The 24,502-nt window shown below is 64.2% G+C and carries 21 protein-coding genes, 1 tRNA gene and 1 pseudogene; 5 read left to right on the top strand and 18 right to left on the bottom strand.

Annotated features, from left to right (window positions below):
* The first annotated feature begins 41 nt into the window (after nt 1-41).
* Together QMK31_RS13420 and QMK31_RS13415 are read left to right on the top strand one after the other, a co-directional pair.
* Complete coding sequence (locus QMK31_RS13420) at nt 42-779, top strand: hypothetical protein (protein WP_283501446.1); 738 nt, start codon at nt 42-44, stop codon at nt 777-779.
* Nucleotides 780-1,343: 564 nt separating this feature from the next.
* A pseudogene (locus QMK31_RS13415) lies at nt 1,344-1,535 on the top strand (hypothetical protein); the annotation flags it as partial.
* Nucleotides 1,536-1,544: 9 nt separating this feature from the next.
* Here QMK31_RS13415 and QMK31_RS13410 read toward each other — a convergent pair.
* From QMK31_RS13410 to hisS, 7 genes are all read right to left on the bottom strand, one after another.
* Nucleotides 1,545-1,621 (bottom strand) — tRNA-Leu (locus QMK31_RS13410).
* Between the two features lie 73 nt (nt 1,622-1,694).
* A complete protein-coding gene (locus tag QMK31_RS13405) occupies nt 1,695-3,209 on the bottom strand; it encodes an NAD(P)/FAD-dependent oxidoreductase (RefSeq protein WP_283501445.1) in 1,515 nt (504 codons plus the stop codon).
* A gap of 22 nt (nt 3,210-3,231) precedes the next feature.
* On the bottom strand, nt 3,232-4,548 hold the full coding sequence (locus QMK31_RS13400) for a S8 family serine peptidase (RefSeq protein WP_349361568.1): 1,317 nt from the start codon (nt 4,546-4,548) through the stop codon (nt 3,232-3,234).
* Entirely contained in the window at nt 4,545-5,093 is a 549-nt protein-coding gene (locus QMK31_RS13395) for a DUF501 domain-containing protein (protein WP_283501444.1), read from the bottom strand. The genes QMK31_RS13400 and QMK31_RS13395 overlap by 4 nt, the downstream gene beginning before the upstream one ends.
* Nucleotides 5,090-5,593 carry an FtsB family cell division protein gene (locus QMK31_RS13390; RefSeq protein ID WP_283501443.1) on the bottom strand — a complete coding sequence of 168 codons (504 nt, stop codon included), beginning with the start codon at nt 5,591-5,593 and terminating at the stop codon, nt 5,090-5,092. The genes QMK31_RS13395 and QMK31_RS13390 overlap by 4 nt, the downstream gene beginning before the upstream one ends.
* A gap of 115 nt (nt 5,594-5,708) precedes the next feature.
* Nucleotides 5,709-6,989 carry a phosphopyruvate hydratase gene (gene eno / locus QMK31_RS13385; RefSeq protein ID WP_283501442.1) on the bottom strand — a complete coding sequence of 427 codons (1,281 nt, stop codon included), beginning with the start codon at nt 6,987-6,989 and terminating at the stop codon, nt 5,709-5,711.
* Between the two features lie 138 nt (nt 6,990-7,127).
* Entirely contained in the window at nt 7,128-8,396 is a 1,269-nt protein-coding gene (gene hisS / locus QMK31_RS13380; protein ID WP_283501441.1) for a histidine--tRNA ligase, read from the bottom strand.
* Between the two features lie 128 nt (nt 8,397-8,524).
* On the opposite strand from hisS, the gene QMK31_RS13375 reads away from it, so the two are divergent.
* Nucleotides 8,525-9,523 carry an ABC transporter ATP-binding protein gene (locus tag QMK31_RS13375; protein ID WP_283501440.1) on the top strand — a complete coding sequence of 333 codons (999 nt, stop codon included), beginning with the start codon at nt 8,525-8,527 and terminating at the stop codon, nt 9,521-9,523.
* Nucleotides 9,520-10,608: an ABC transporter permease gene (locus tag QMK31_RS13370; protein WP_283501439.1), complete on the top strand. Its 1,089-nt coding sequence runs from the start codon at nt 9,520-9,522 to the stop codon at nt 10,606-10,608. Before QMK31_RS13375 ends, QMK31_RS13370 begins: the two co-directional genes overlap by 4 nt.
* Nucleotides 10,609-10,620: 12 nt before the next feature.
* Here the strand turns inward: QMK31_RS13370 and QMK31_RS13365 are convergent, their stop codons facing one another.
* Nucleotides 10,621-11,376 carry a nucleoside triphosphate pyrophosphohydrolase gene (locus QMK31_RS13365; protein ID WP_283501438.1) on the bottom strand — a complete coding sequence of 252 codons (756 nt, stop codon included), beginning with the start codon at nt 11,374-11,376 and terminating at the stop codon, nt 10,621-10,623.
* Nucleotides 11,377-11,544: 168 nt separating this feature from the next.
* On the opposite strand from QMK31_RS13365, the gene nhaA reads away from it, so the two are divergent.
* Nucleotides 11,545-12,909, top strand: a complete 1,365-nt coding sequence (gene nhaA, locus QMK31_RS13360) for a Na+/H+ antiporter NhaA (RefSeq protein WP_283501437.1) — start codon at nt 11,545-11,547, stop codon at nt 12,907-12,909.
* Between the two features lie 18 nt (nt 12,910-12,927).
* Here nhaA and mfd read toward each other — a convergent pair whose 3' ends face one another.
* The 10 genes from mfd to QMK31_RS13310 form a co-directional block, all read right to left on the bottom strand.
* Nucleotides 12,928-16,557 carry a transcription-repair coupling factor gene (mfd, locus tag QMK31_RS13355; protein ID WP_283501436.1) on the bottom strand — a complete coding sequence of 1,210 codons (3,630 nt, stop codon included), beginning with the start codon at nt 16,555-16,557 and terminating at the stop codon, nt 12,928-12,930.
* A 13-nt stretch (nt 16,558-16,570) separates the two neighbouring features.
* Nucleotides 16,571-17,155, bottom strand: a complete 585-nt coding sequence (gene pth / locus QMK31_RS13350) for an aminoacyl-tRNA hydrolase (protein WP_283501557.1) — start codon at nt 17,153-17,155, stop codon at nt 16,571-16,573.
* Between the two features lie 56 nt (nt 17,156-17,211).
* Nucleotides 17,212-17,823 (bottom strand): 50S ribosomal protein L25/general stress protein Ctc, encoded by a 612-nt coding sequence (locus QMK31_RS13345; RefSeq protein ID WP_283501435.1) that lies wholly within the window; start codon nt 17,821-17,823, stop codon nt 17,212-17,214.
* A 246-nt stretch (nt 17,824-18,069) separates the two neighbouring features.
* Nucleotides 18,070-19,299 (bottom strand): D-mannonate dehydratase ManD, encoded by a 1,230-nt coding sequence (gene manD / locus QMK31_RS13340; RefSeq protein WP_283501434.1) that lies wholly within the window; start codon nt 19,297-19,299, stop codon nt 18,070-18,072.
* 46 nt (nt 19,300-19,345) lie between these two features.
* Complete coding sequence (locus QMK31_RS13335; protein WP_283501433.1) at nt 19,346-20,305, bottom strand: sugar kinase; 960 nt, start codon at nt 20,303-20,305, stop codon at nt 19,346-19,348.
* A complete protein-coding gene (locus tag QMK31_RS13330; RefSeq protein WP_283501432.1) occupies nt 20,302-20,967 on the bottom strand; it encodes a bifunctional 4-hydroxy-2-oxoglutarate aldolase/2-dehydro-3-deoxy-phosphogluconate aldolase in 666 nt (221 codons plus the stop codon). The genes QMK31_RS13335 and QMK31_RS13330 overlap by 4 nt, the downstream gene beginning before the upstream one ends.
* A 5-nt stretch (nt 20,968-20,972) precedes the next feature.
* Nucleotides 20,973-22,124, bottom strand: coding sequence for a galactonate dehydratase (gene dgoD, locus QMK31_RS13325; protein WP_502853230.1), 1,152 nt, complete (start codon nt 22,122-22,124; stop codon nt 20,973-20,975).
* Complete coding sequence (locus QMK31_RS13320) at nt 22,099-22,617, bottom strand: gluconokinase (protein WP_283501430.1); 519 nt, start codon at nt 22,615-22,617, stop codon at nt 22,099-22,101. Before QMK31_RS13320 ends, dgoD begins: the two co-directional genes overlap by 26 nt.
* A gap of 26 nt (nt 22,618-22,643) precedes the next feature.
* The gene (locus QMK31_RS13315) at nt 22,644-23,525 is read right to left on the bottom strand and encodes a carbohydrate ABC transporter permease (protein WP_283501429.1); all 882 of its coding nucleotides are present in this window, start codon (nt 23,523-23,525) and stop codon (nt 22,644-22,646) included.
* Nucleotides 23,522-24,445, bottom strand: a complete 924-nt coding sequence (locus tag QMK31_RS13310) for a carbohydrate ABC transporter permease (RefSeq protein WP_283501428.1) — start codon at nt 24,443-24,445, stop codon at nt 23,522-23,524. Before QMK31_RS13310 ends, QMK31_RS13315 begins: the two co-directional genes overlap by 4 nt.
* Between the last annotated feature and the right edge of the window lie 57 nt (nt 24,446-24,502).

Here is a 24,502-nt window from a genome sequence, read left to right as displayed (position 1 = left end):
AGCGCAGTCAAGCATTACGAATTCGATTCTGGGGGGACAAGATGAAAAATGAGCCAACGACCACAAAGAAGAATCAAACGGTTTCCGTCGACGATGGGGTGTTTGCCACTGGGCGGCTGGTCAGCGATGGTGGAATCACGCGACTTGATGCGGTTGCCTACGGGCTCTACGACCAGGTCATCCGGGGCGCTGGAGGCATCAGCGTAGCTACTGATCTCCCATCGGACTCGGCCATGGAGGGTGTGGTTACCGTTCAAGGGTTTTGGGCGGGAGAGTCGATCCGGAATGCCCGCGTCGTGGATCTCGTCGCTCCGATCTCCATGCCCGACCGGCTCGGTGATGGGATTGATCCGGATATTGTGCCCGCGGGCCGGCTTGCCAGAAACGAAGTTCTCGCCTCCACCGTTCTGGGCATCACCCAAGAGCTGAGCGACGACTCATTACTCTTCTACTGCGCGTACAACATGACAGATGGATGGATTGGCATAGCCTGCGCAACAGATTCCGCGCCAGTCGAGCACGCGCTGAAGCCAATTCTGGGTCATGCGCTAGCTGTTGTGGAAGTCGATTGGACACCGCACGATCTCAGACTCATTGATGAGTTCTTTGAAGAATATGATTTCGCAGATGGTCTTCTCTCCTTCGGGAAGTTCATGCACCCGGCTGGCCAATTCTCTGCATACGCGCTGGTGCGCATTATCACGCCAGAAATGACGTCAAGCCTCTCAACCGTGAATCCCAACGCAATCAAACTGACGAGCTGGATTCAAAAATCGTGAGCTGAAGTTTCCAGCCAGCAGAAAGCACCGAACTCACTGACTGCAGCCGACAAACGCAAAAGCCTCGCTCACTCGGGGTAGGCATCGGTCAAGGCCACCGAACTCAGCACCAACCGTGTCAACACGATTAGAGGAGACGATGAATGCAAATTATCGGTTCTCATCCGACGTTGCCGAGATCAACCGTGACCAGGTGCACCGTTGGATCAGCGAGCAGACCTACTGGGCGCCCGGGCGATCACGCTCACGGCTGGACGCAGCGATGGAGGGCTCGCGCCATTTCGGCGTCTATGACAGCGTGTTCAGCTGGCAGGTCGCCTACGCGCGCGTCATCACCGACAGTGTCGCGTTTGCCTGGCTTTATGATGTCTTCGTCGACCCCGCGGTGCGCGGTCACGGCCTAGGCCCCGAAGGAGCACAGGCCTCGGGTTTGCCGATACCAGCGAACGGATCGCGCAACGAATTTCAACCTGACGTGGTGGTTCGAGTTGAGCGATGGCCACTTCAAGCAGAACGGCGTGTTCGCCTTCGCCGCGGGCCTTCAACCCCTCATTGACCAGAATGGCGCTGCAGCGGATGCTCGGCCACGCCTCGGCCGCCATGACCCTCGACGTGTACGCCAACCTCTTCGACGACGACCTGAACAGCGTTGCAGTGGCCCTCGATCAGGCCCGAATGATTTCAAATGTGGGCAAAATGTGGGCATTCGGGGCGCCTGAGGCACCTATTACCAAGTTAAAGCCCAGATCAAAATAGAAATATTCGTGGTGCCCCCACTGGGACTTGAACCCAGACTGTGACGATTTTAAGTCGTCTGCCTCTGCCAATTGGGCTATGGGGGCGTACCCGAAGACGGGCAATTACAGCGTAGGTGCTGCCGGGCGACGAGATTGCCCGGCAACACCTACCAGGAACCTACTTGGAAGCGGATGCCTCGGCGGCAGCCCTCTCGGCGACCGGTGCCTTGGCGGCGGGCTTTGACGCGGGAGCCTTCGTGGCGCCAGCAGCGACATCCGCTGCGGCAGCCTTGACGGTGGGTTTGCGCGGCGCACGGGGCGCACGCGGGGCCGTCGGCGCCTTGGCTGCGGGAGCTGCTGCGGCCGGTGCCGGCGGCTTCGGACGCGACGCGAACTCTTCGAACACGGCGCGCGGGTTCTCGGTGGCGCTGAGCGAGACGACATCGCGGCCGAGGACCACGTTATTGACCCAGCCCCAGACGACGCGAAGCTTGCGCTCCCAGCTCGGCATGGCCAGGCCGTGGTAGCCGCGGTGGGCGAACCACGCCGGCATGCCGGTGATGGCCAGGTTGCCGCTCTGGAACACGCCGACTCCAATGCCGAGGCCGGCGACAGCGCCCAAGTTCTTGTGCAGGTACTGCACCGGCTCTTCGCCGCGCAGTACGGCGACGAGGTTCTTGGCGAGCAGCTTGCCCTGGCGCACAGCGTGCTGCGCGTTGGGCACGCAGTTGCCGCCAACGCCGCCGCCGCTCAGGTCGGGAACGCAGCTCACGTCGCCGGCGCCCCAGGCGTCGGCGATGATGTCGTCTTCGGTTCCGACGCGAAGGTCGGCGCGAACCTGCAGACGACCACGCTCTTCGATGGGAAGGTCGGTGTGGCGCACGATCGTCGGGTTGGCCATGACGCCGGCCGTCCAGACGATGAGGTCGGTTTCGAAAGTCTCGCCGGAGGAGAGTTCGATCTTGCCGTCGACAGCGCTGGTCAGCTGGGTGTCGAGATGAATCTGGGCACCGCGACCGGCCAGATTGTCAATGACCCACAGGCTCGTCTTGAGCGACACCTCTGGCATGATGCGGCCCATGGCTTCAATGAGGTGAAAGTTGGTCTCTTCGAAGCTGATCTCCGGGTACAGGGTGAGCAGCGAGGTCGCGAAGGAGCGCAGCTCGGCGAAGACCTCGATGCCGGCGAACCCGCCACCGACCACGACGAAGGTCAGCAGACGTTCGCGCTCGGGGCCGGCCGGCAGGGCGGCGGCCTTGTCGAAGTTGGTGAGCACGCGGTCGCGGATGGCGACGGCCTCTTCGATGGTCTTGAGGCCGATGGCCTGGTCGGCGACGCCCGGGATGGGGAACGTGCGCGACACGGCACCGGCGGTGACCACGACGATGTCGTACTTGAACTCGTACGGCTCGCCGGTCGGCGGCGCGATCGTGGCGGTCTTCTCGGCATGGTTCACGTGCGTGACCTTGGCCGAGACGACGTTGGTCTTCTTGAGGTGACGCCGGTGCGACACGACCGCGTGGCGCGGTTCGATGGACCCGGCCGCGACCTCCGGCAGGAACGGCTGGTACGTCATATATGGCAGCGGGTCAACAATGGTGACCTCGGCTTCGCCGGATCGCAGCCACTTCTCGAGCTTCCACGCCGTGTAAAAACCGGCGTAGCCGCCACCAACAATGAGAATTTTGGGCACGATGAGAAAGCCTCCTACATGATTATGATTGTGCGAAATCTTTGGGGTTGCGCCGAATTCGCTTGATATGCCGAGTGGCCCCAATGCCGAACAGCATTACTAGGATACCAAACCCAACGAGTACAGCGAGCGGAAGGCTGATATAGGTTAAGGTCAGTTGGTTCGGGAGCCACGCGGTGAGCGGGTTCTGGGCTGGCAAAACCGGGTCTTTGTCGGCGGCAGCCGGCGCTTCGGCGACGGGCACCTCGGTGGGTACGACCTCGATCTCGGCGCGACGATGCAGCGTGATCCACTCCGTCAACAGCTCGGTGGGGGTGGCGCCCGTGGCCGGCGCGACATAACGGGTCACGGCGGCGGCGGCATCGATCAGGCCGTTGCCGTAGATCGGGCTGGGCACCGACTGCCCGTTCGCGTTCGCGGTTGAGATAACCCGATTCATGACGCCAGCCGCATCCAGGTCGGGGTAGGCCGCCCGCACCAAAGCCACCAGCCCCGACACAATCGGTGCAGCCGCGCTGGTACCGTCCCACTGCACATAGGTCGAATCGGGCATGACGCCGACCAGTTTCTCGCTCGGTGCCGACACGGCAATCGTGATGCCCTGTGATGAGGCGTCAAAGCTCGCTGTCTTATTGCGATCCACCCCACCGACCGCCAGCACCCCGGGGATCGTCGCGGGAGCGCCGACCTCGGTGGTGCCGCTCCCCCGGTTGCCGGCCGCGGCCACAACGACGACATCGTTTTCGAAGGCGTAGAGAAAAGCGTCGTCCCAGCTCTCCGGCCAGTACAACGTATTGCGGGTCAGAGACATGTTGATGACGTCGGCACCATTGTCGACAGCCCAGCGGATGCCCTGCGCGATCTGGTCATCGTTGCTCACGGTGGATCGGGTGCTGCCAAACCCGACCGAGACGGCCAGGATGGACGCCTCAGGGGCCACTCCGACGAGACCGGTGCCATCACCGGTTCCACGACCCGCTAGCAGTGAGGCCACGAGGGTTCCGTGTTCGCCCTCATCGTCATCGCCGGCGACCGGAGTCTGGCCGTTGGGAGAGCCGAGGCCGGAAACATCCGTTCCCCCGGTCACCGCCCCGTTCAGCTCGGCAACGCTGCCGTCGACCCCCGAATCGATCACGGCGACCGTGACGCCAGCGCCCCTGGTCGTATTCCAGGCTTCAGTGAACCCGTAGTCGGTGAGCCAGTATTGCAGGTCACGAATCTGGTCGGCGTGCGCGGCCGGTGCGTCGAACACGACGGAACCGGCCACGGTGCCGCCAAACAGGGCGCTGGCGAGCACGAGACCGACGATCGTGCCCAGCCGACGGGTGGTCACAGTCACGCCGGGGCCGACCTGGATTCACCGGCAGAGGCCTCGGCAAAATAGTCCAGGCAAACGCAGACCGTGGGCGACCAGGTCGCGCGCTCGAGCGCGAGATCGCCGATCGGGTTCACGCCGGGACCGGCAGCCAGGGAGTGGGCGGCAAGGGCGTGCAAACATTTGACCCGGCTCGGCATGCCGCCGGAGGAGATTCCGGCGATCTCCGGCACACTACCGAGCTGGTCCCGATCGAATAGAAAACTCGCGTGCGCGCGCTCGTAGGCGGAGCGCACGTTGTCATCGGCGGCAAGCAGGTCGTTGTACTCGTTCATGACCTGGGTGGCCTCGAGCGAGGAGATCGCTGCTGTCGCGGCCGGGTGGCAGAGGTAGTACAGGGTGGGAAACGGGGTGCCGTCGGCGAGGCGCGGCGCGGTCGCGACCACGGTCGGTGCACCGCAGACGCACCGGGCAGCGATGCCGACGACGTTGCGGGCCGGGCGCCCGAGCTGGGCCGAGACGAGGTCGATATCGGCCGGAGTGAACGGGTCGAACGGCGGCCGGGTCACGGAACCACGGTTTCCGGGTTGGCGGGCGCAGCCGCCTGCGGAGCCAGGCCGGCGGTCATGGTGGAGGCGAACAAGGAACCCAGCCAATCAATTGTGGTGCTTTGAATATTGGTGCTGACCGGGCTCGCCTCCGCTTCAAGCGGGGCGACGACGGGCAGATCGTTGATGACGAGAAAGCTGATATCACCCGGCAGCACGTAGGAGAGTCGTTCGCGTGCCTGCGTCGTGACGTAGGTACGATCGTTCCAGCGTTCCCTCTGGCTGGTGAGCCGGTCAACCTCCGCTTTTTGGTCGGCGACGGTGGCGCTGAGTTGGCTGATCTGCTGCCGCTGCTCGGCATACGTGCGCAGGCTCGGCGCGAGCACCACGACCGCGAGCACCAGCACGACCATCATCACGAGGGAAAATCCCGAGAAGCGGATGCTGCGCAGCCAGCCACCAGCTGGCGTCTCGGTTTGCGAGAGCGCGGGTTGCCGCTGAACTGGTCGTTTTTGGTTCATGGCAACTCCCTTCCGTGTGGTGGACGTACTTTAAAAAATGCTACCGAGTGTAGCTGGAGGCTCCCGACCAGCCTAAATTTCGGTGGTCGGGAGCCCTGGAGCTGGTACGGCGCGGTTAGGCGCTGAAGCGGGGGAACGCGGCCCGGCCGGCGTAGACCGCGCCCTCGCCGAGTTCTTCTTCGATGCGCAGCAGCTGGTTGTACTTGGCGACACGCTCGCTGCGTGCCGGCGCACCGGTCTTGATCTGGCCGGCATCGGTCGCGACGGCGAGGTCGGCGATGAAGGTATCTTCGGTTTCGCCTGAGCGGTGCGAGATGATGGCGGTGTAGCCAGCGCGCTGGGCGAGGGATACGGCATCCATCGTCTCGGTCAAAGTACCGATCTGGTTCACCTTGACCAGGATAGAGTTCGCGGCCTTAAGCTCAAGGCCCTTGGCCAGGCGCACGGGGTTGGTCACGAACAGGTCGTCTCCGACGATTTGCACCTTGTCTCCGAGCTCAGCGGTGAGGTGCACGTAGCCGTCCCAGTCGTCTTCTTCGAGCGGGTCCTCGAGCGAGACGAGCGGGTAGTCGGTGACGAGTTCGGCGTAGTAGGCGCTCATCTCTGCGGCCGAAAGCTTCTTGCCCTCGAAGTTGTAGCTGCCGTCCTTGAAGAATTCGCTCGCCGCAACGTCAAGGGCGAGGGCGATGTCCTTGCCGGGAACGTAGCCGGCGTTTTCGATGGCTTCGACGATGAGGTCGAGCGCAGCCCGGTTGCTCGGCAGGTTGGGGGCGAAGCCGCCCTCATCGCCGAGGCCGGTGGACAGGCCCTTGGACTGCAGAAGCGCCTTGAGCGAGTGGTAGGTCTCGACGCCCCAACGCAGGGCCTCGCTGAACGACTCTGCACCGAGAGGAACGATCATGAATTCCTGGATGTCGACATCGTTGTCGGCGTGCGAGCCGCCGTTGATGATGTTCATCAGGGGCACCGGCAGGGTGTGCGCGTTCGGACCGCCGAGGTAGCGGAAGAGTGGCAGACCGGCCGAGCTCGCGGCGGCCTTGGCTACGGCGAGGCTCACACCGAGGATGGCGTTGGCGCCGAGACGCTCCTTGTTGTCGGTGCCGTCGGCTTCGATCAGTACGAGGTCGACGATGCGCTGATCGGTCGCGTCGATGTCTTCGACCGCGGGGCCGAGGTCGTCGATGACCGCTTCGACGGCTTTGAGCACACCCTTGCCCTGGTAACGGGCCTTGTCGCCGTCGCGCAGCTCGTAGGCCTCGAACACACCGGTGGACGCGCCGGACGGCACAGCGGCACGGCTGACGGTTCCGTCGCCGAGCAAAACCTCGACCTCAATGGTCGGGTTGCCGCGGGAGTCGAGAATTTCGCGTGCGTCTACTGCCTCAATTAGGGCCACAACTGTCTCCTGATTTGTCGGGGTGAACGTCTCTGCAGACGCCGGGGTATGGGTCGGGATAAAAGTGGGGTGTGCCGGTGGTCCGGGCGAATCCAGTCTAACCAAACCCGTCGGCCGATCCGCTGAACCTGCCCAGGCTCAGGCGCCGAGCGGTTTGAAGTCGAGATCGGCGGCCGTGTTCGTGTCGTTCGTCACGAACGCAAAGCGGCCATAGCCGGCCTCGCCGGCTCGGTCGAGCAGGGCCTTGAGGTTCTTGGTACGTCGTTCCAGGCGCACGCGCAGGCCTTCCTCGACGAGGTCGCGCTTGAGGGCAACCAGGCGAGCTGGATCGGCGTCCTTCTCGTGTACCAACACGACGGCGTTAAGAGCGGATGCGGCGTCCGCTTGCAGCAGGTCGACAATGCGTTCAAAACCGATCGAGAATCCGCAGGCGGGCACGTCAGTGCCGAGGAACCGGCCGATCATGCCGTCATACCGACCGCCACCGCCGAGGGAATAGGCCAGATCTGGATGGGAGATCTCGAAGATGGTGCCGGTGTAGTAACCCATGCCGCGCACCAGCGTAGGGTCGAACCAGAGTTCCACGCCGGGCAGGGCGGCGCGCAGGGCTTCGAGGTCGCCGAAGGCCACCGGATCGAGCCAGTCCGGCACGCTGCCGCCCGGAGCATCAGCGCCAAGCGCCCAGCCGCCGGTACCGAGCTCGGTGAGCAGCGTGGCCAGGTCGGGGGCGTCGATGCCGAGCGTGCCGAGTTCGGTCGCGACGCCGTCGACACCGATCTTGTCAAGTTTGTCGATCACGATCAGCGCCCGCTCCGTCAGTTCAGCGGCGACACCCCAGTGGGCGAGCAGGGTGGTCAGGATGCGCCGGTCGTTAATGCGAATGGAACAGCCCGTCAGGCCGAGCTTGTCGAGCGCCGCGGCCGTAGCGGTGATCAGCTCGATCTCGGCGAGCGGGCCGGCCTCGCCGATGATGTCGATGTCGCACTGCATGAACTGGCGGAAGCGTCCCTTCTGCGGACGTTCGGCCCGCCAGACCGGTGCGATCTGAATCGACCGGAAGACGCTCGGCAGCGCGGCGCGGTGGGTGGCATAAAACCGTGCCAGCGGAACCGTCAGATCGAACCGCAGGCCGAGGTCGGCGAGGGACAGCAGGTCGTCCTGCGCGGCCGCCGCCGCGACATCCGCTGCGCTGAGGCCGCGCTTGAGTACCGCAAAAGCAAGCTTCTCATTGTCGCCGCCGAGGCCGGAGTGCAGGCGAATGGAGTCTTCCATGACCGGGGTTTCGATCTCGTCGAAGCCGTGCGCCCGAAAACTCTCGCGGATGATGCCGAGGGAACGCTCCCGCACGGCCTTGTCGGCGGGAAGAAAATCGCGCATTCCGCGCGGCGGGGTCACTGCAATAGCCATGGGGCCAGTCTTGCAGGTGTGGTGGTCTCTCAGGGGCGGTGGTCTCTCAGGGGCGGTGGGTGAGATTCACCGCTCTGCCCCGAACGGGAGAGCGCCGTAGACTCGAGAAAACAAACGGGGGTGTTTCTATGTCGGTGACGACAGTTTTCGACGCGGCGGGCGCGGGCCACGCGATCGTACCAAGCGGCATCGCGGTGACCGGGGTCAGCCGGTCGTTCGGCGCTGTCTCGGCGTTGCTGAACGCCACCTTGACCGTTCCGGCCGGATCGGTCACGGCCCTGATCGGACCGAACGGCTCCGGCAAAACGACGCTGCTGCTCATGCTCGCCACGCTACTCACCCCCGACACTGGCACCATCCGCATCAACGGTCACGACCCGGTCACCGAGCCGGAACGGGTGCGCGCGATCATGGGTTGGATGCCCGACACCCTCGGTTCCTGGCCGAGCCTGAGCGCCCGCGCGGCGCTGCAGACCACCGGGCGCCTGTACCGCATGACCCGCGAGCAGGCCGCCGTTCGCGCCGACGAATTGATCGCGCTGACCGATCTTGGCGACTTCGCCGACCGGCCGTCTCGGGTGCTGTCGCGCGGCCAGAAACAGCGTCTGAGCCTGGCCCGGGCGCTGGTTCACTCCCCCGGCGTGCTCCTGCTCGACGAACCGGCCTCCGGCCTCGACCCCGCCGCCCGAACCTCGCTGCGTCACCTCCTGCGTCGACTGGCCGGCGAGGGTAGCGCCATTTTGGTGTCCAGCCACGTGCTCGCCGAGCTAGACGAAATGGCGGATGCCGCGGTGTACCTCGCAGACGGCCGCACCGCCAGCCCGGAGCAGGTGGCCGCGGCAGGCGCGAGCGCCAGGGCCTGGCGCATCCGCTCCCTGGATGCGCCAGCACTGGAACGCGCGCTAGCGACCCCCGGAGTGGTCGGCGCACTCGTGCAAATTCTTGGAGTGGACCAGCTCGGCACCCTGGTGCAGGTCGAGAACGAAGCTTCCGCCGCCGCCCTGCTGCACAATCTCGTGCTCAGCGGGGTGCCGGTGTGCGACTTCGGTCCGGCCGTCGGCAACCTCGAACACACCTTTCTCGATCTCACACGGTCGACCGGCCCCGACGCGGAGGAGATGAAATGACCGATTCACGGGTGTTCCTCGCCGGACTCTGGCTGATCGTCACCCTCGAACTGCGCCAGCGGGTACGCGGCGTCTCGTGGTACGTGCTGCTCGGCGTCTTCATGCTGCTCGTGGGCATCGTCACGTTTCTGCTCTGGCTGGCCACTTCGGCATGGCTGTCTGGCGGCGGCGGCGTGTTCTCGACGATCATCTTCTTCGTGCTGCTGCTCGGCACCCTGGTCTCGCCGGCGCTGTCGGGCAATTCCGTCAACGGCGACCGGGATGCTGGCACCCTCGCCACCACCCAGGTCACGCTGATCAGCACCGGCCAGATCGTACTCGGCAAATTTCTGGCCGCGTGGATCACAGCGCTCGCTTTCCTCGCTGCGGCCCTGCCATTCCTCATATTCGCGGTCGTGCTCGGCGAGGTCTCGCTCGCCACGATCGCGGTGTCGGTGCTCGTGCTCGCCGCCGAGCTCGGCGTCATCGCGGCGGTCGGAGTGGGCCTGTCGGGCATCCTGACCCGACCACTGTTCTCGATCGTGCTGACCTATCTCGTGGTCGCGGCGCTCAGTCTCGGCACGCTCATCGCCTTCGCACTGCTCGGCACGGCGACCCAACAGCAGGCGACCAGCGTGAACTATCAAGTCGTGTCGTCGACCTACGACGAACAGACCGGCAAACAGTCGAACATTGTCTGCTCCACGGCGCAGACCTCGACCCACAACGTGCCGCGCTTCGACTACTTCTGGTGGATTCTCGCCGCCAACCCCTACGTGGTGGTAGCGGATGCCGCGCCCGGCAGCTTCGACGACGGCGGCCACCCGACCGACCTGTTCGGACAGATCGCTGTGGGAGTGCGCAGCGCGCAGGCCCCGCCAAAGCTGTACGAGGAAAACAACTGGTGCGACGAGGCCGCCGAGGGATATTCCGGCCAGGCTTACGGGCTGGGACCGACGCCGCAGGAGACCTACGACGGCGCCGTGCCGAGCTGGTTCATTGGCCTGACCATGCACCTGCTGCTTGGCGCCGGCACTCTAACTTGGGCCTGGCGTCGCACCCGAACCCCCGCGCTACACCTCCCCGCCGGAAGCCGCATCGCGTAAGGCTGTCTCCCGCTAGGCGGGGAAGGCGATCACCCCGGCGTCGAAGTCGTCGTCATCGGGTGCCGCGGGGGCTTCCGCTGCGCGGATCTCCCCCTGCAGGTCGCGCACGGCGGACCGAAGTGCACGTTCCGCGTCGAGGCCCTGCGCTCTGGCCGACGCCACGATTGCCAGTAGCAGCGGCCCGAGGTCGACTTCGGATTCGATCGGAAGCGGGAAGCCGGCATCGGCTTCGAGCAGGCCGATCTTCTCGGCCCGCCCCAACACCTTGTCGGCGAGCGCGAGGGCAGGCATGCCCGCCGGGATGCCGTCGAGTACGCTCGTGCGCCCCGGTTTCTCCTGCGCTTTGAAACCGTCCCAGGCGGCCGAAACGTCCGCCGCGGTGTCGAGGGTGGCATCACCGAACACGTGCGGGTGCCGTCCGACCATCTTCTCGGTGAGGCGAGCGGCGACATCCTGAATGTCGAAGTTCTCCCCGGGCGTGTGCGCGGCCAGATCCGCGTGGAACAACACCTGGTACAGCACGTCGCCGAGCTCTTCGAGCAGATCATCGCGGCTGCCTTCTTCGATCGCCTCGATCAATTCGTGCGTCTCCTCGACCAGGTGCCGCACCAGTGACTCGTGCGTCTGGTCGGCGTCCCACGGGCATCCGCCGGGCGCACGCAGCCTGGCAACCGTCGCGATGAGGGTGTCAAGCGAGGTAGCGGATGCCGTCGGTACAGCAACACGAGACTCGGCGGAAGGCTGATTCGAGAATAGGGGGTTTGTCACAGTGCTCCTCAATCACAAACGACTGGTCACCCACAATCGTAGGCTGCGGCCCCGCACCGGTACCCATTCAGACGGGTCGTGTATTCTGGGTATTGGTGAGCCGGGAAGTCTGGTCGGCACAATTTCGCTGCGCCTTCAAAAGTCGCGCTCCAGAACCAGAGGACCCTTGTGACCCAACCTGCACGCTTGCCCACGACCCCGCGCACGCCGACCGAGCCCGTCTTTCGCCGGGGCCGCTACCTCGAATTCGTTCGTATCTCGGCGATCCTGCGCAAGGAGACCGTTGGCGGAGCCATTCTGCTCGTGGCTACGGTCGGCGCGCTCATCATGGCCAACACGCCACTCGCCGACGCGTACTACGCTGCCCGCGACTTCAAAATCGGATTTGAGCCGCTGCACCTGAATCTCAGCCTCGGCACGTGGGCCGCCGACGGGCTGCTCGCCATATTTTTCTTTCTGGCCGGGCTCGAACTCAAACGTGAATTCGTCGCTGGCGACCTGCGAAGCGTCAACCGGGCCATCGTCCCGGTCGCGGCCGCGGTCGGCGGGGTTATCGTTCCCGCCATCATCTTCACTCTGATAAACCTTAATTCGGGGTCGGATGCCCTGCGCGGCTGGGCGATTCCCACCGCCACCGACATCGCCTTCGCCGTCGCCGTGCTCGCCGTCATCGGTTCAAAGTTGCCCGCAGCCCTGCGGATCTTCTTGCTCACCCTCGCGGTGGTCGATGACCTGTTGGCGATTGCGATCATCGCGTTCTTCTACACCACCGATATTTCGTTCATTCTGTTGATCGTCGCGTTCGTTCCACTCGCCCTGTTCTGGATCTTGACCCACAAATTCTCGTACTTCTTCGGCACCCGAGGCTGGAGCGCTTGGCTCATTTTGCTGCCGCTCGGTTTCATCGTGTGGGCTCTCGTGCACGGCTCGGGTGTACACGCAACCGTCGCCGGTGTGCTGCTCGGCTTTGCCGTTCCGGTGCTGCGGAGCAAGCGCGGCGGCGGCCCCAATGCCGGGCCGGGGCTGGCCGAGACGCTGGAGCACCGCATTCGCCCGCTGTCGAGCGGCATCGCCATTCCGGTGTTCGCGTTCTTCTCAGCCGGTGTCACAATCGGTGGTGTCGACGGCCTGTTCCGTGCGATCACCGACCCGGTCGCCGTCGGAATCGTCGTCGCACTCGTGATCGGCAAACCGATCGGAGTGTTGTTGGCTACGTGGATCGTCACCAAGACCACCAGGGCGACACTCGACCCTGACCTGGCCTGGATCGACGTAATCGGTGTGGCAACACTGGCCGGTGTCGGCTTCACCGTGTCACTGCTAATCAGTGAACTCGGCTTTGGGCAGGGCAGCCCGCACGATGACCACGCGAAGGTTGCCATCCTGGTCGGTTCGTTGCTCGCTGCGCTGCTGGCCACTGCGATTCTGCGCGGACGAAACCGCCACTACCGCCTCGTCGCCGAACGCGAAGCATTAGACGCCGACAACGATGGCGTGCCCGACGTGTTCGAGCCCGAGCCGAAGGCGCTTTAGCCCACGGCGCAGCGACGGTCAGGTCGTGGGGACGGTTGATTCGACCTGGCGGGGGAAGATCGCCGTGAGCAGCGTCTTGGTCCAGTCGATCAGGGCGTCGTCGGCGAGCGGCTCGCCGTTCGGGCGCGGCATCGGCACGCTGAGAGCTCCCGTCGCCGAGACGTAACGCGAGCCGGGATACATCCGCTGCAGGCGCACCTGGATCGAGTCGGCCAGATCGGCCGGCGCGACACGCAAGTTCGACCCCATGGCGACGACCTCGCTCAGGTTCGCCTGCTGGGCCTGCCAGCGCAGCCGCGACACGGCCACCAGGTTCTGCACGGGTACGGGCGGTTCGCCATAACGGTCGGTGAGCTCGTCGAGCACGAGGTCGATTTGGTCGTCGGTCGCGGTTGGCGAGCTGGCACTGGAGAGCTTCTGGTATGCCTCGAGCCGCAGTCGTTCACTGTCGACGAAATCATGCGGAATGTGCGCGTCGACCGGCAGCTCGAGCCGCAGCTCGGTTTGCCCCTCTGCCACGTCGCCGCGGAACGTCGACACGGCCTCGCCGATCATGCGCAGGTAGAGGTCGAACCCGACCCCCGCAATATGGCCAGCCTGCTCGCCACCGAGCAGGTTACCGGCTCCACGAATCTCGAGGTCTTTCAGGGCCACCTGCATGCCCGCGCCGAGCTCGTTATTCGCCGCGATGGTGGCGAGCCGGTCGTGCGCGGTCTCCGACAACGGCTTGTTCTCGTCGTAAAGAAAGTAGGCGTAGGCGCGTTCGCGCCCGCGCCCGACCCGACCGCGTAGCTGGTGTAGCTGGCTCAGACCGAACTTATCGGCGCGGTCGATGATGATGGTGTTCGCGTTGTTGATGTCGAGGCCAGTCTCGATGATCGTGGTGCAGACCAGGATGTCGAACTTGCGCTCCCAGAAATCACCGACCACCTGTTCCAGCTGCGCCTCGGGCAGCTGCCCGTGCGCGATGGCAATACGGGCCTCCGGCACGAGCTCGGCCAGCTGCGTGGCCATGCGATTGATGCTCGTGACCCGGTTGTGCACGAAGAAGATCTGGCCCTCGCGCAGCAACTCCCGACGGATGGCCGCGGCCACCTGCCGCTGAGAGTACGGCCCGACGAAGGTCAAGATGGGGTGTCGATCCTCGGGCGGGGTGGCCAGAGTCGACATTTCTCGGATGCCGGTCACGGCCATCTCGAGGGAGCGCGGGATAGGCGTGGCACTCATCGCCAGAATATCAACGTTGGTCTTGAGCTTTTTTAGCGCGTCTTTGTGCTCAACACCGAACCGTTGTTCCTCGTCGATGATGACCAGGCCCAGGTCTTTGAAGATGATCGACGGCGACAGCAACCGGTGGGTGCCGATGACGACGTCGACGGTGCCGTCGAGCATACCGGCGATCGTTTCCCGCGACTCCTTGTCGGTCTGAAACCGCGATAGGGCACGCAGGTGGATGGGAAAACCGGCGAAGCGTTCCTTGAACGTCTCCATGTGCTGGCTGACCAGCAGGGTGGTCGGCACGAGCATGGCCACCTGCTTGCCGTCCTGCACCGCCTTGAACGCGGCGCGAATGGCGACCTCGGTCTTGCCGAAACCGACGTCGCCGCTGAGCAGCCGGTCCATCGGAATGGGCCGTTCCATGTCGGCCTTGACCTCGTCAATGGTGGTGAGCTGGTCGGGCGTCTCGACGAAGGGGAAAGCTTCTTCGAGCTCGCGCTGCCAGGGCGTGTCCGGCCCGAACGCGTGTCCCTTGCTGGCCATCCGCGCGGAATACAGTTTGACCAGTTCCACGGCGATGTCACGCACCGCTTTGCGCGCCTTGGTCTTGGCACTCGACCAGTCGCTACCGCCCATCTTGCTCAGGGTCGGCGCTTCACCGCCGACATAGCGAGTGACCAGGTCGAGCTGGTCGGTCGGCACGTAGAGCCGGTCGCCGGCGTGCCCGCGCTTGGACGGCGCGTATTCCAGCACGAGGTATTCGCGGGTGGTTTTCACCGGGTTGCGGCCACCGCTGGACACCTCCCGCTGGGTGAGTTCAAGAAATCGGCCGATGCCGTGCGTCTGGTGCACGACGTGGTCGCCAGCCACAAGCTGCAACGGGTCAACGACGTTCTTGCGCCGACTGGCGAGCTTCTTGATCTGCCGCTCTGAATAACCCACGGTACGCCCGTAGAACTCGCTCTCGCTGATCAGCGTCAGCTTGCTCTGCGGCAGTTCGAAACCATGATCGACGGATGCCTTCAGCAGGTAGGCGATACCCGGTTCCGGCTCCAGCGGCCACACGTCAACCACCCGCGCCGGCAGTTCACGCTCGGCGAGCACCTGGGCGGCGCGTTCGACCAGCCCGGCGCCCTGGGCGACGATGCCGACGACCCATCCGTCGTGCAGTCGGGAGGCGACGTGACCGACGGCGCCGTCGACGCTGCCGGCGAAGGTGGGCACGGCATCCGCGTCGATGCGGATGGTGAGCAGCTCGTCAAGCTCGAGATGTTCGGGCAACACCTGTGCGTCGGTCGGTGCGGCCTGGAAGGTACTCAGGGTCCACCAGCTGTGACCGGAGGCCGGCGCGCCCGGCGCCGAGTATTTCACGCTGTCGCGCAGGCGTCCGAGGGTGAGAAAATCGCCGGATTCGAGGTCGATCGGCGCGTCGGCCCCGGCCGTGGCGGCGCTCCAGGCGGCGCCGAGAAACTCACGGTTGGTTTCGGCGAGGCTGATCGCCCGGCTGGCAACCCGCTCCGGGGAGATGACGGCGATGGCGGCGTTGATGGGCAGATAGTGGGTGACGGGTACGAGCCGGTCGACCAGGGCCGGCGCGAGGCTCTCCATGCCCTCAACCGGGATGCCCTCGGCGACCTTGGCGAGCAGGCCGGACAAGCTGGGAAATTCGTGCTGCATCTCCCGAGCGCGCTGCCGCACGGCGGGGCTTAGCAGCAGTTCCCGGCTCGGCGGCAGGCTCACCGAAGCAACCGGTTCGGGCAGGGAGCGCTGGTCGGCGACACTGAACAGGCGAATCTGCTCGACCTCGTCGCCAAAGAACTCCACCCGGTAGGGGTGGGAGGCAACCGGCGGAAACACGTCGAGGATGCCGCCGCGCACGGCGAACTCGCCGCGCCGGGTGACCATGTCGACGCGGGCATAGGCCAGGTTGACCAGTTGCAGCACGATGGCCGCGAGGTCGTGGCCGCGCGCGCCGACGGTGAGTTCGATCGGTTCGTAGTCGGTGAGGTTGTCGGCGACCGGCTGCAGGGCCGCCCGCACCGAGGCGACCACGATGAGCGGATGCCGCGTGGCCGGGTCCGCCTCCTGCCACTCACGCATGCGGCGCAGGGCGTGCAGGCGTTTGCCGACGATCTCGGCACTCGGGCTGAGACGTTCGTGCGGCAGGGTTTCCCAGGCCGGAAAGTCGATGATTTCGGCACTCGTAGCAAAGCAGCCGAGGTTGTCGCGCAGTGCCTCGGACTCGCGGCCGGTAGCGGTGATAACGAACAGGGCCTGGGCATCGCCCGGCCGCAGGTCGAGCAGCGCGGCAAGCAGTGGGGCACGCAAGCCCTCGGTCAGCGAGAAATCAGCATCCCGGCTGGCGTAGGCGAGGGCATTGTCGAACGTGGAGGCGCGCGCAAGCGCTGCGATTAAGCCCTGAAGGATCACTGAACGAGTCTACCTACGAGGGCGAGTGGAACTTTTGCTGCGCGGCCACGACGCCGTCGGAGGCGATCAGTTCGATCGCGTCGGCGGCATCCGCTATGAGATTGGGCAGAATGCTGCGCTCAGCGGAGGCGAAGTCGTGCAACACGAAATCGGCCGGATTCTGGCGACCGGGCGGGCGCCCGATGCCCATGCGAAGACGGATGAACTCGTTGGTGCCGGTGGCCGCGATGATGTCGCGCAGGCCGTTATGGCCGCCGTGACCGCCGCCAACCTTGATCTTGAGCGTGTCGAAGGGCAGATCGAGGTCGTCGTGCACCACGATGAGCCGGGAGACCGGCAGCGAGTAGAAGCGCAGCAGCGCGGCGACCGGGCTGCCAGAGACGTTCATAAACGTGGTGGGTTTGGCCAGCACCAGCTTGGGCCCGCCGGGTGTGAGCCGCCCCTCAGCGACCAGGGCAGCCGTTTTGTGACGCTTGAAGTTAGACGTGAGACGGTCAGCGAGCTGCGCCGCCACCATCTGTCCGACGTTGTGCCGGTTGCCGGCGTAGTCGGGCCCGGGGTTGCCGAGCCCGACTACGAGCCACAGGTTCGTATCCAGGAGATTCCTCCGTGTCAGCGGGCGAAAGCCCAGACGGAACCAGTTGATGATCGGTGTTACGCGGCGGGCGTGGCAGCCGGGGTGCCGGCCGTGATGACCTCGGTCTCGGCTTCTTCTTCGTCTTCGCCACGCGGGGTGTACACGTAAATGACGAGGATCTCCGGGTCGGAGATGAGCGCGGCTCCGGCGGGGAGTTCAATCTCGGACGCGTGGATCTGGGCGCCGTCTTCGAGGCCCTCGACAGAAACGACGATCCGCTCCGGAATGTCGGTGGCTTCAACCTCAAGGAGGAGGGACTTGTTCTCGAGGTCGGCGATCGTACCGGCGAAGGTCTCACCGGTCAGGTGGACGGGAACGTCAACCTGAACCTTTTCACCCTTACGCACGACGATGAGGTCGATGTGCTCGATGATGTACTTGACCGGGTCCTTCTGAACGTCCTTAACCAGCACGAGCTGCTTCTTGCCGGCGATGTCCAGTTCGAGGATCATGTTGGTGCGGCGCAGCAGCAGTCCGATGCGGTGTGCGGGAAGCGACACGTGCACCGGCTCGGTGCCGTGGCCGTAGATGACGGCCGGGATCATGCCGAGCACGCGCAGCTTGCGGGCCGCGCCCTTGCCGAAACTTTCGCGCAGTTCAGCGGCGACGGCGTTTACTTCTTTAGCCATGGTATTTCTCCTAGCGGGGCGTAGTGCCCCGGTCGTGGATCGCGGACCGAAGCCCGGGAATGAGGGGTACTGATTCAACTCGAACGCATGTCAGCGTGAGGAAAAGCCCAAGGCCTCGTCCGCCGCGTCGATAACGGATGCCGCCGGCCCCCTAATCTGGCCCGGCGTCATCCCTCGCCGAAGTTCGTTGCCAATCTTACACAGTTCGGGCCACGGCTGCAGCCCGGGCGTGTCGCGCGCGCCGAGCTACCAGTCGTGCACGGTGCCGTCCGCGAGGCGGTTGAACGGCAAATAGGCGGTCTGGTACGGGTACTGACCGGCCTCATCGACGTCGAGGCTCACGCCCAGTCCGGGCTTGTTGCCCGGGTGCAGGTAGCCGTCGGTAAAGCTAAAGGACTGCTCGAAAACCCGGTTGGTGGCCTCACCGTGCTGCATGTACTCCTGAATCCCGAAATTGTGAATGGCCAGGTCGAGGTGCAGTGCGGCGGCCATACCGACCGGGGAAATGTCCGTTGGTCCGTGGATTCCGGATTTGATTTGATATTGCGCTGCATAGTCCAGAATCTTCTTCATGGGTGAGATGCCACCGGTGTGGGTCACGGCCGACCGTACATAGTCGATCAGCTGGTCCTTGATGAGGGTTTGGTAGTCCCAGACGGTGTTAAAGACTTCGCCAATCGCCAACGGTGTCGTAGTGTGCGCCCGAACTAACCGCAGGGCGTCCTGGTTTTCGGCGGGGGTGCAGTCTTCCAACCAGAACAGGTCATACGGTTCGAGTGACTTGCCGAGCTTCGCGGCTTGGATCGGCGTCATTCGGTGATGCCCGTCGTGCAGCAGGGGCAGATCGCTGCCGAACTCCGCGCGCACGCCCTCGAACACGGTCGGCAGGTGCTTGAGGTAGGCGCGGGTGTCCCAGTCTTCCTCGGCCGGTCGAGCCGCGCGCTGGGCCGGCTCATAGTCGTAACGCTTGCCGCTGGTCTGCGTTTGGGCGGCGACGCCGTAGACAGCGGTGAGGCCGGGCACAGCCGTCTGCACCCGGATGGCCTGATAGCCAAGCGCTTGGTGCTTACGGATGGAGTCGAATAGTTCCGGCAGGTCCCGTCCCGAGGCGTGGCCGTAGGCCAAAACTTTGTCCCGACTGGCGCCACCCAGCAACTGGTACAGGGGCATTCCGGCCGCTTGCGCTTTTAAGTCCCAGAGTGCAACGTCGACAGCGGCGATCGCTGCCATGGTAACGGGTCCACGACGCCAGTAGGCGCTGCGGTATAGAAATTGCCAGGTGTCTTCGATGCGGTGCGCGTCGACACCGAGCAACAGCGGAACAACATGCTCCTGCAGGTAGGCCACTACCGCGAGCTCGCGTCCGTTCAAGGTGGCGTCGCCGAGGCCGACGAGACCATCGTCGGTAGTGAGGCGCAGGGTCACAAAGTTGCGGTCCGGGCTGGTGACAATGACTTCTGCTTTATCGATCTTCATGGTTCTCCTTGGTCATACAGGTGGTGATGGTGCGTGCGGATTCGAGTCAGCGCAGGGTGAGCCCGGACGAAGCCGCGAGCAGGGCGAGTTCAGAACGGTTCGGCGCGCCCTCCCAATCGCCAACGGCAGCGACGGCGAAGGCGCCCGTGGTGACGCCGCGCTGCAATGACTCAGAAATGGTCGCTCCATCGAGCACGCCAGACAAAAAGCCGGCGCTGAACGCGTCGCCCGCGCCAATAGTGTCCTGCACAGGCACGGAGATGGCGGCAGCATGCACAACGATGCCCTCGCTGTAGACGCTCGCACCCCGTGCACCGCGCTTGACGACCAGCATGCGGACGCCAGATTTCGCGAGGTCATCCGCTGCCAGCATCTCGTCCGTTGGCCCTGGCGCGTCATTCATGATCAGTGCGAGTTCGTCATCGGAAGCGATGACGATGTCTGCGCTTCGCGCTAATACCGACAGGCTCGACCTCGCTTGGGCGATGCTCCACAGCTTCGAACGATAGTTCACGTCCAGGCTCACGAGAGCTCCGCTGGCGCGAGCGAGCCGCACGGCCTCAGCCACGGCTTCCGCAGCCGAGTGCGAGAGCGCCGGGGTGATTCCCGTGACGTGCAGGAGCCGCGGCCGGTCGGCGAGGCAGGCGGCAGCATCCGCTGGGCTCAGTGCCGAACCGGCAGAATCGCTGCGATAGTAGCTCACGCGGGAGACGTCGTTGATGCGGCGCTCGGCGAGCATAAGGCCGGTGGCTCGTTCGGGGTCGATCGCGACGGTGTCGACGAGAACCGACTCGGCGCGCAGGGTACGCAGTAGGTATTCGCCCGTCTCGTCTGATCCCACGCGACCGCCCCAGCGCACCGTGTGCCCCAGCCTGGCCAGGCCGATGGCCACATTGGACTCGGCGCCCGCCATGGTCATCTGCAGGGATCCCCCCAGACGCAATGGCGTGCTCGTGCGCAAACTCACCATCGTTTCACCGAGGGTGACAACATCCAGGCCGGTCATGCCCGCTCGCCCATGCGGTTGGCCTCGTCGCGCACGGTGAGGAAGCTCGCCGCCCGGGCCCGGAGGTCGTCGAGGTTTCCACCGCGCCCAGCGTCACCGAGAAGGGGACCTCCAATTCCAACACCGATCGCGCCCGCTGCGAAGTATTCCGCGGCACGAGCGGCATCGACACCGCCGACGGGAACGAAAGGTACATCGGGAAGTGGATCGCGAAGTGCCTTCAAATAGCCCACACCACCAAACGATCCCGGAAAAAGCTTGACCGCAGTGGCGCCGGCACGGCGGGCCGCCACGACCTCTGTGGGCGTCAGAGCACCCGCACAGACCGGCAGGCCCAGCCGGGCCGATTCTGCGATGGCATCGGTGACGGCCGGTGTCACCATGAAAGTCGCGCCGGCCGCAGCCGCACGGTGCACATCATCGATGGTCAGCACGGTTCCTGCGCCGACGAGACAGTCGTTCGGGGCAAGCCGGGCGAGCTCTGCAATGACGGCGAGCGCATCCGTCGTGACCAGCGATACCTCAAGAAAGCGGATGCCGCTGGCAAAAAGTGTGAGCGAGGCGGCCAATGCTGCCTCCGCGTTCGCACCCCGCACGATGGCCAACAGGCGTTCTCGTTTGAGTTGAGCGAGAAACTCGACAGGAGTGTGTGGGGTCGTCATGACATTCACCACTCCGCCAGCGCGCCGTCGGCGTGACGCCAGATCGGTGATCGCCAGGTGTGCCCGCGCGAATCGGCTCTCCGCACGGCGGCCTCATCGACGTCGATACCCAGGCCTGCGCCGGTCAGGAGCTCAATATTGCCGTCCACAAATTTCAGCGGTCCTTTGTCGAGCACGTAGTCGAGCACCTCGGCACCCTGGTTGTAGTGGATGCCAATGCTCTGTTCCTGGATGAGGTAGTTCGGTGTGGCGAAGCCCACCTGAAGGCACGCGGCGAGCGCGATCGGCCCCAGCGGGCAGTGCGGAGCAAGCTGCACGTCGTAGACCTCGGCCATGGCGGCGATGCGACGCACCTCGGAAATTCCCCCGGCGTGGGAGAGGTCGGGTTGCGCGACTGCGATGCCTGCGGCAAATACCGGTAGGAAATCCTGCCGGGTATACAGTCGTTCGCCCGTTGCAATGGGAATGGAGGTGGCCTGGGCCAGCTGGCCGATCAGGTGGGAGTTTTCCGGAACGACGGGTTCCTCGATGAAGAACGGACGCAGGGGCTCCAGCAGCGGCGCGATTCTCCGTGCGTTTGCCAGGGTGAAACGCCCGTGAAAATCCACGGCAACGTCTCGGTCCGGGCCGAGCACGGCCCGTGCCGCCGCGACTCGTTCAAGCACACCGTCAATTTCAGCGACCGTGCCCACACGCCCCATAATTCCGGAAGCGTTCATTTTAACGGCCGTCAGACCCACGTCCAACTGCGCCGCAATGGCGTCCGTGATGCCGCTCGGATTATCCCCGCCGACCCAGCCATACATTCTGACGCGATCGCGTACGGCACCGCCGAGCAGCTGGTGCACCGGCACCCCCAGGGTTTTACCGAGAATGTCCCAGAGCGCTTGGTCGATGCCGGAAACAGCACTCCCAAACACCGGACCCCCGCGGTAGAAGCCACTCTTGGTTAGCACCTGCCAGTGGTCTTCAATGCGGCCCGGATCCGCCCCGACGAGGTACTCGGCAAACTGCTCGACCACGGCGCGCACGGAATCGGAGTGTCCTTCGAGGCTCGCCTCGCCCCAACCGACAACGCCGTCGCTGGTCTCGAGCCGGACAAATAACCAGCGGGGCGCGACGAGAAAAGTCTCAACGCGTGTGATTGTCGACACGATCGACCTCACCACCTTCTGTTTCGGCGGCTAAGGCCGCAACTATCCGTTCGATGATCGTGCCGGGCGGCTCGACAATGTCAACGGTGATCCCGGATTCATCATCGGTGCGCGCCTGAAGCGTGTCGTACTGAGACTGCAGCAGCGCTGGCGGCATGAATTCATGGGTGCGGGCCCGAAGTCGCCCCGCGATCACGTCAATCGGTCCTTCCGGATCGACGATAAACAGGTCGCCAGCGTGACTGCGCAACAGGTCGCGGTAGCTGCGTTTGAGCGCCGAGCAGGCGATGACTATGCCGCTTTCGCGTCCCAGAGCTAGCTGGAACCCGACCTCGTGCAACCACGGCAACCGATGTACGTCTTGCAATGCTTGTCCGGCGGCCATCACCGCCTTGTTGGCGGCGGGGTGAAGCGTATCGCCGTCGAGAAACCGGGCACCGATCCGCTCGGCCAGCAGCTCTCCGATGGTCGATTTACCCGAGCCTTGCACGCCCATGACAACGATCGGGGGGAATCTCACCCTTAGCCCTTGGTCGCCCCGGCGGTGAGGCCGGAGACGATGTATTTCTGCGTAAAGAGGGCAATCACCATGATCGGGACGGTCACCACGACCGCTGCTGCCATCAGGCTTCCCCAGTCGATGCTCGCATAGGAGACAAAGTTGAAAATGGCCACCGGGAGGGTCTTGGTATTTGCACCGGACAGCACGAGGGCAAACATGAAGTTGTTCCACGAAAAGATGAATGAGAGGATTCCGGCGGTGGCGAGTCCAGGGACGGACAGCGGCAACGTAATGCGCAGGAAGGCGCCGATGTGGGTGAGGCCGTCGACCTGCGCTTGCTCCTCCAACTCGAGCGGCGTCGAGTCGAAGTAACTGATCATGATGTAGACGATGAGCGGCAGCGCGACAAACATGTGCGACAGGATGAGCACCCCGAATCCTCCCACCATGCGCATGTTCGCGAAGATGAAGTACCACGGCACCAAGAGGCTGACACCCGGAATGATGCGCGCCATGAGCACGACCAATGCCGAGCGATGCATGGCAAACCGGCTCATGGCATAAGCGGCGGGAACCCCGATAAGTAGGGAGAAGATTGTCGACATGAACGCGACCCAGAAACTATTGAAAATGAATCCGAAATAGTTGTTGCGGCTGAGCACGTTGTCGTAGTTATCGAGGGTCGGTGTGAAGAACAGGGTCTTGCTGGCGTCATAGATGTCAACGTTTGTTTTGAGCGAGGCGATGAACATCCAGACCAGTGGCGCAATGAACAAAAGCACCGTCAGAGTGAGAGCGACAACGCGAAAGATCTTGTAGGCGCGCGGCTTGCGGCGCCGCGGGGCACTCGCCGGGGAGCGCGGTGGCTGAATGACGGGACGAGTGGGCAGTGTCGTGGTCATGACCGGTTCGCCTTTCTGCGATAGGTGAGGGCCCACATGATGGCGATGATGAGCAGAAAGAACAGGATGAGTACGGTGGAGGCGATCCCATAGTCGTTGTAGTCGAAGCTCAAGCCGAAGGCATAGATATTGAGTGTCTCGACCTCGTGGAACGAGCCACCACCCTTGCCCTTGGTGGCGTAGAGAATGTCGAATGTTTTTAGCGCATCGATTCCGCGCAAAACAATGGTGACAATGACGGTAGCCCGAAGCAGGGGCAGAGTGACGAACCAAAAACGCTGCCACGAGTTTGCACCATCGATGCGGGCTGCTTCATCGGGTTCGTCCGATAGCGAGGTGAGGCCCGCGAGGAGCATCAGCACGACCATCGGCGTCCATTGCCAGATGTCGACGAACATCAGCGTGGGCAACGCCGTGTACTGACCCGAGAGCCATGGTTGGGCGGGAATACCGATCCAGCTCAGAACCTGATTGGCGAACCCGATGTTCGGATCGAAGATGAGGCGCCACATCATTCCGACGGCAACAGGGGTCGCGACGAGCGGCAGGAGAATGGCGACGCGCACCCATTTCTCGCCACGGAACGGACGCCAGAGCAGGAGGGCAATGCACATGCCCAGTACCAGCTCGATAGCGAGCGCTCCCCCGGTGAAGATAAAGGTGCGCATCACGGCTGGCCAGAATCGGTCGAAGTCGCTGAGCACCTCGGCGTAGTTACTGAGGCCGACCAAGTTAGATTCGGCGCGAACCGACCCCTCGGAGTCCGTGATGCTGAGGTAGAGAGTCCAGCCGAGTGGGACAGCGATGAGCAGTCCGACGAAAATCATCGCGGGAGAGGCGAAGAGCCACTTTCGATGATGGTTGGCCCAGGTGGAAGATTTTTCCCACGCTGTGGGCTTGGTGCTGACCATCGTGGTCATCGTTCACCTCACACTTTGTGTTGCTTGGTCAGAAGGCGACGGGGCGCTCGATCGGTG

Source organism: Cryobacterium sp. PH31-O1 (assembly GCF_030063455.1).
GTDB lineage: Bacteria > Actinomycetota > Actinomycetes > Actinomycetales > Microbacteriaceae > Cryobacterium.
The sequence above is the reverse complement of the archived record's forward strand: the minus strand, read 5'-3'. Positions and strand labels throughout refer to the sequence as shown.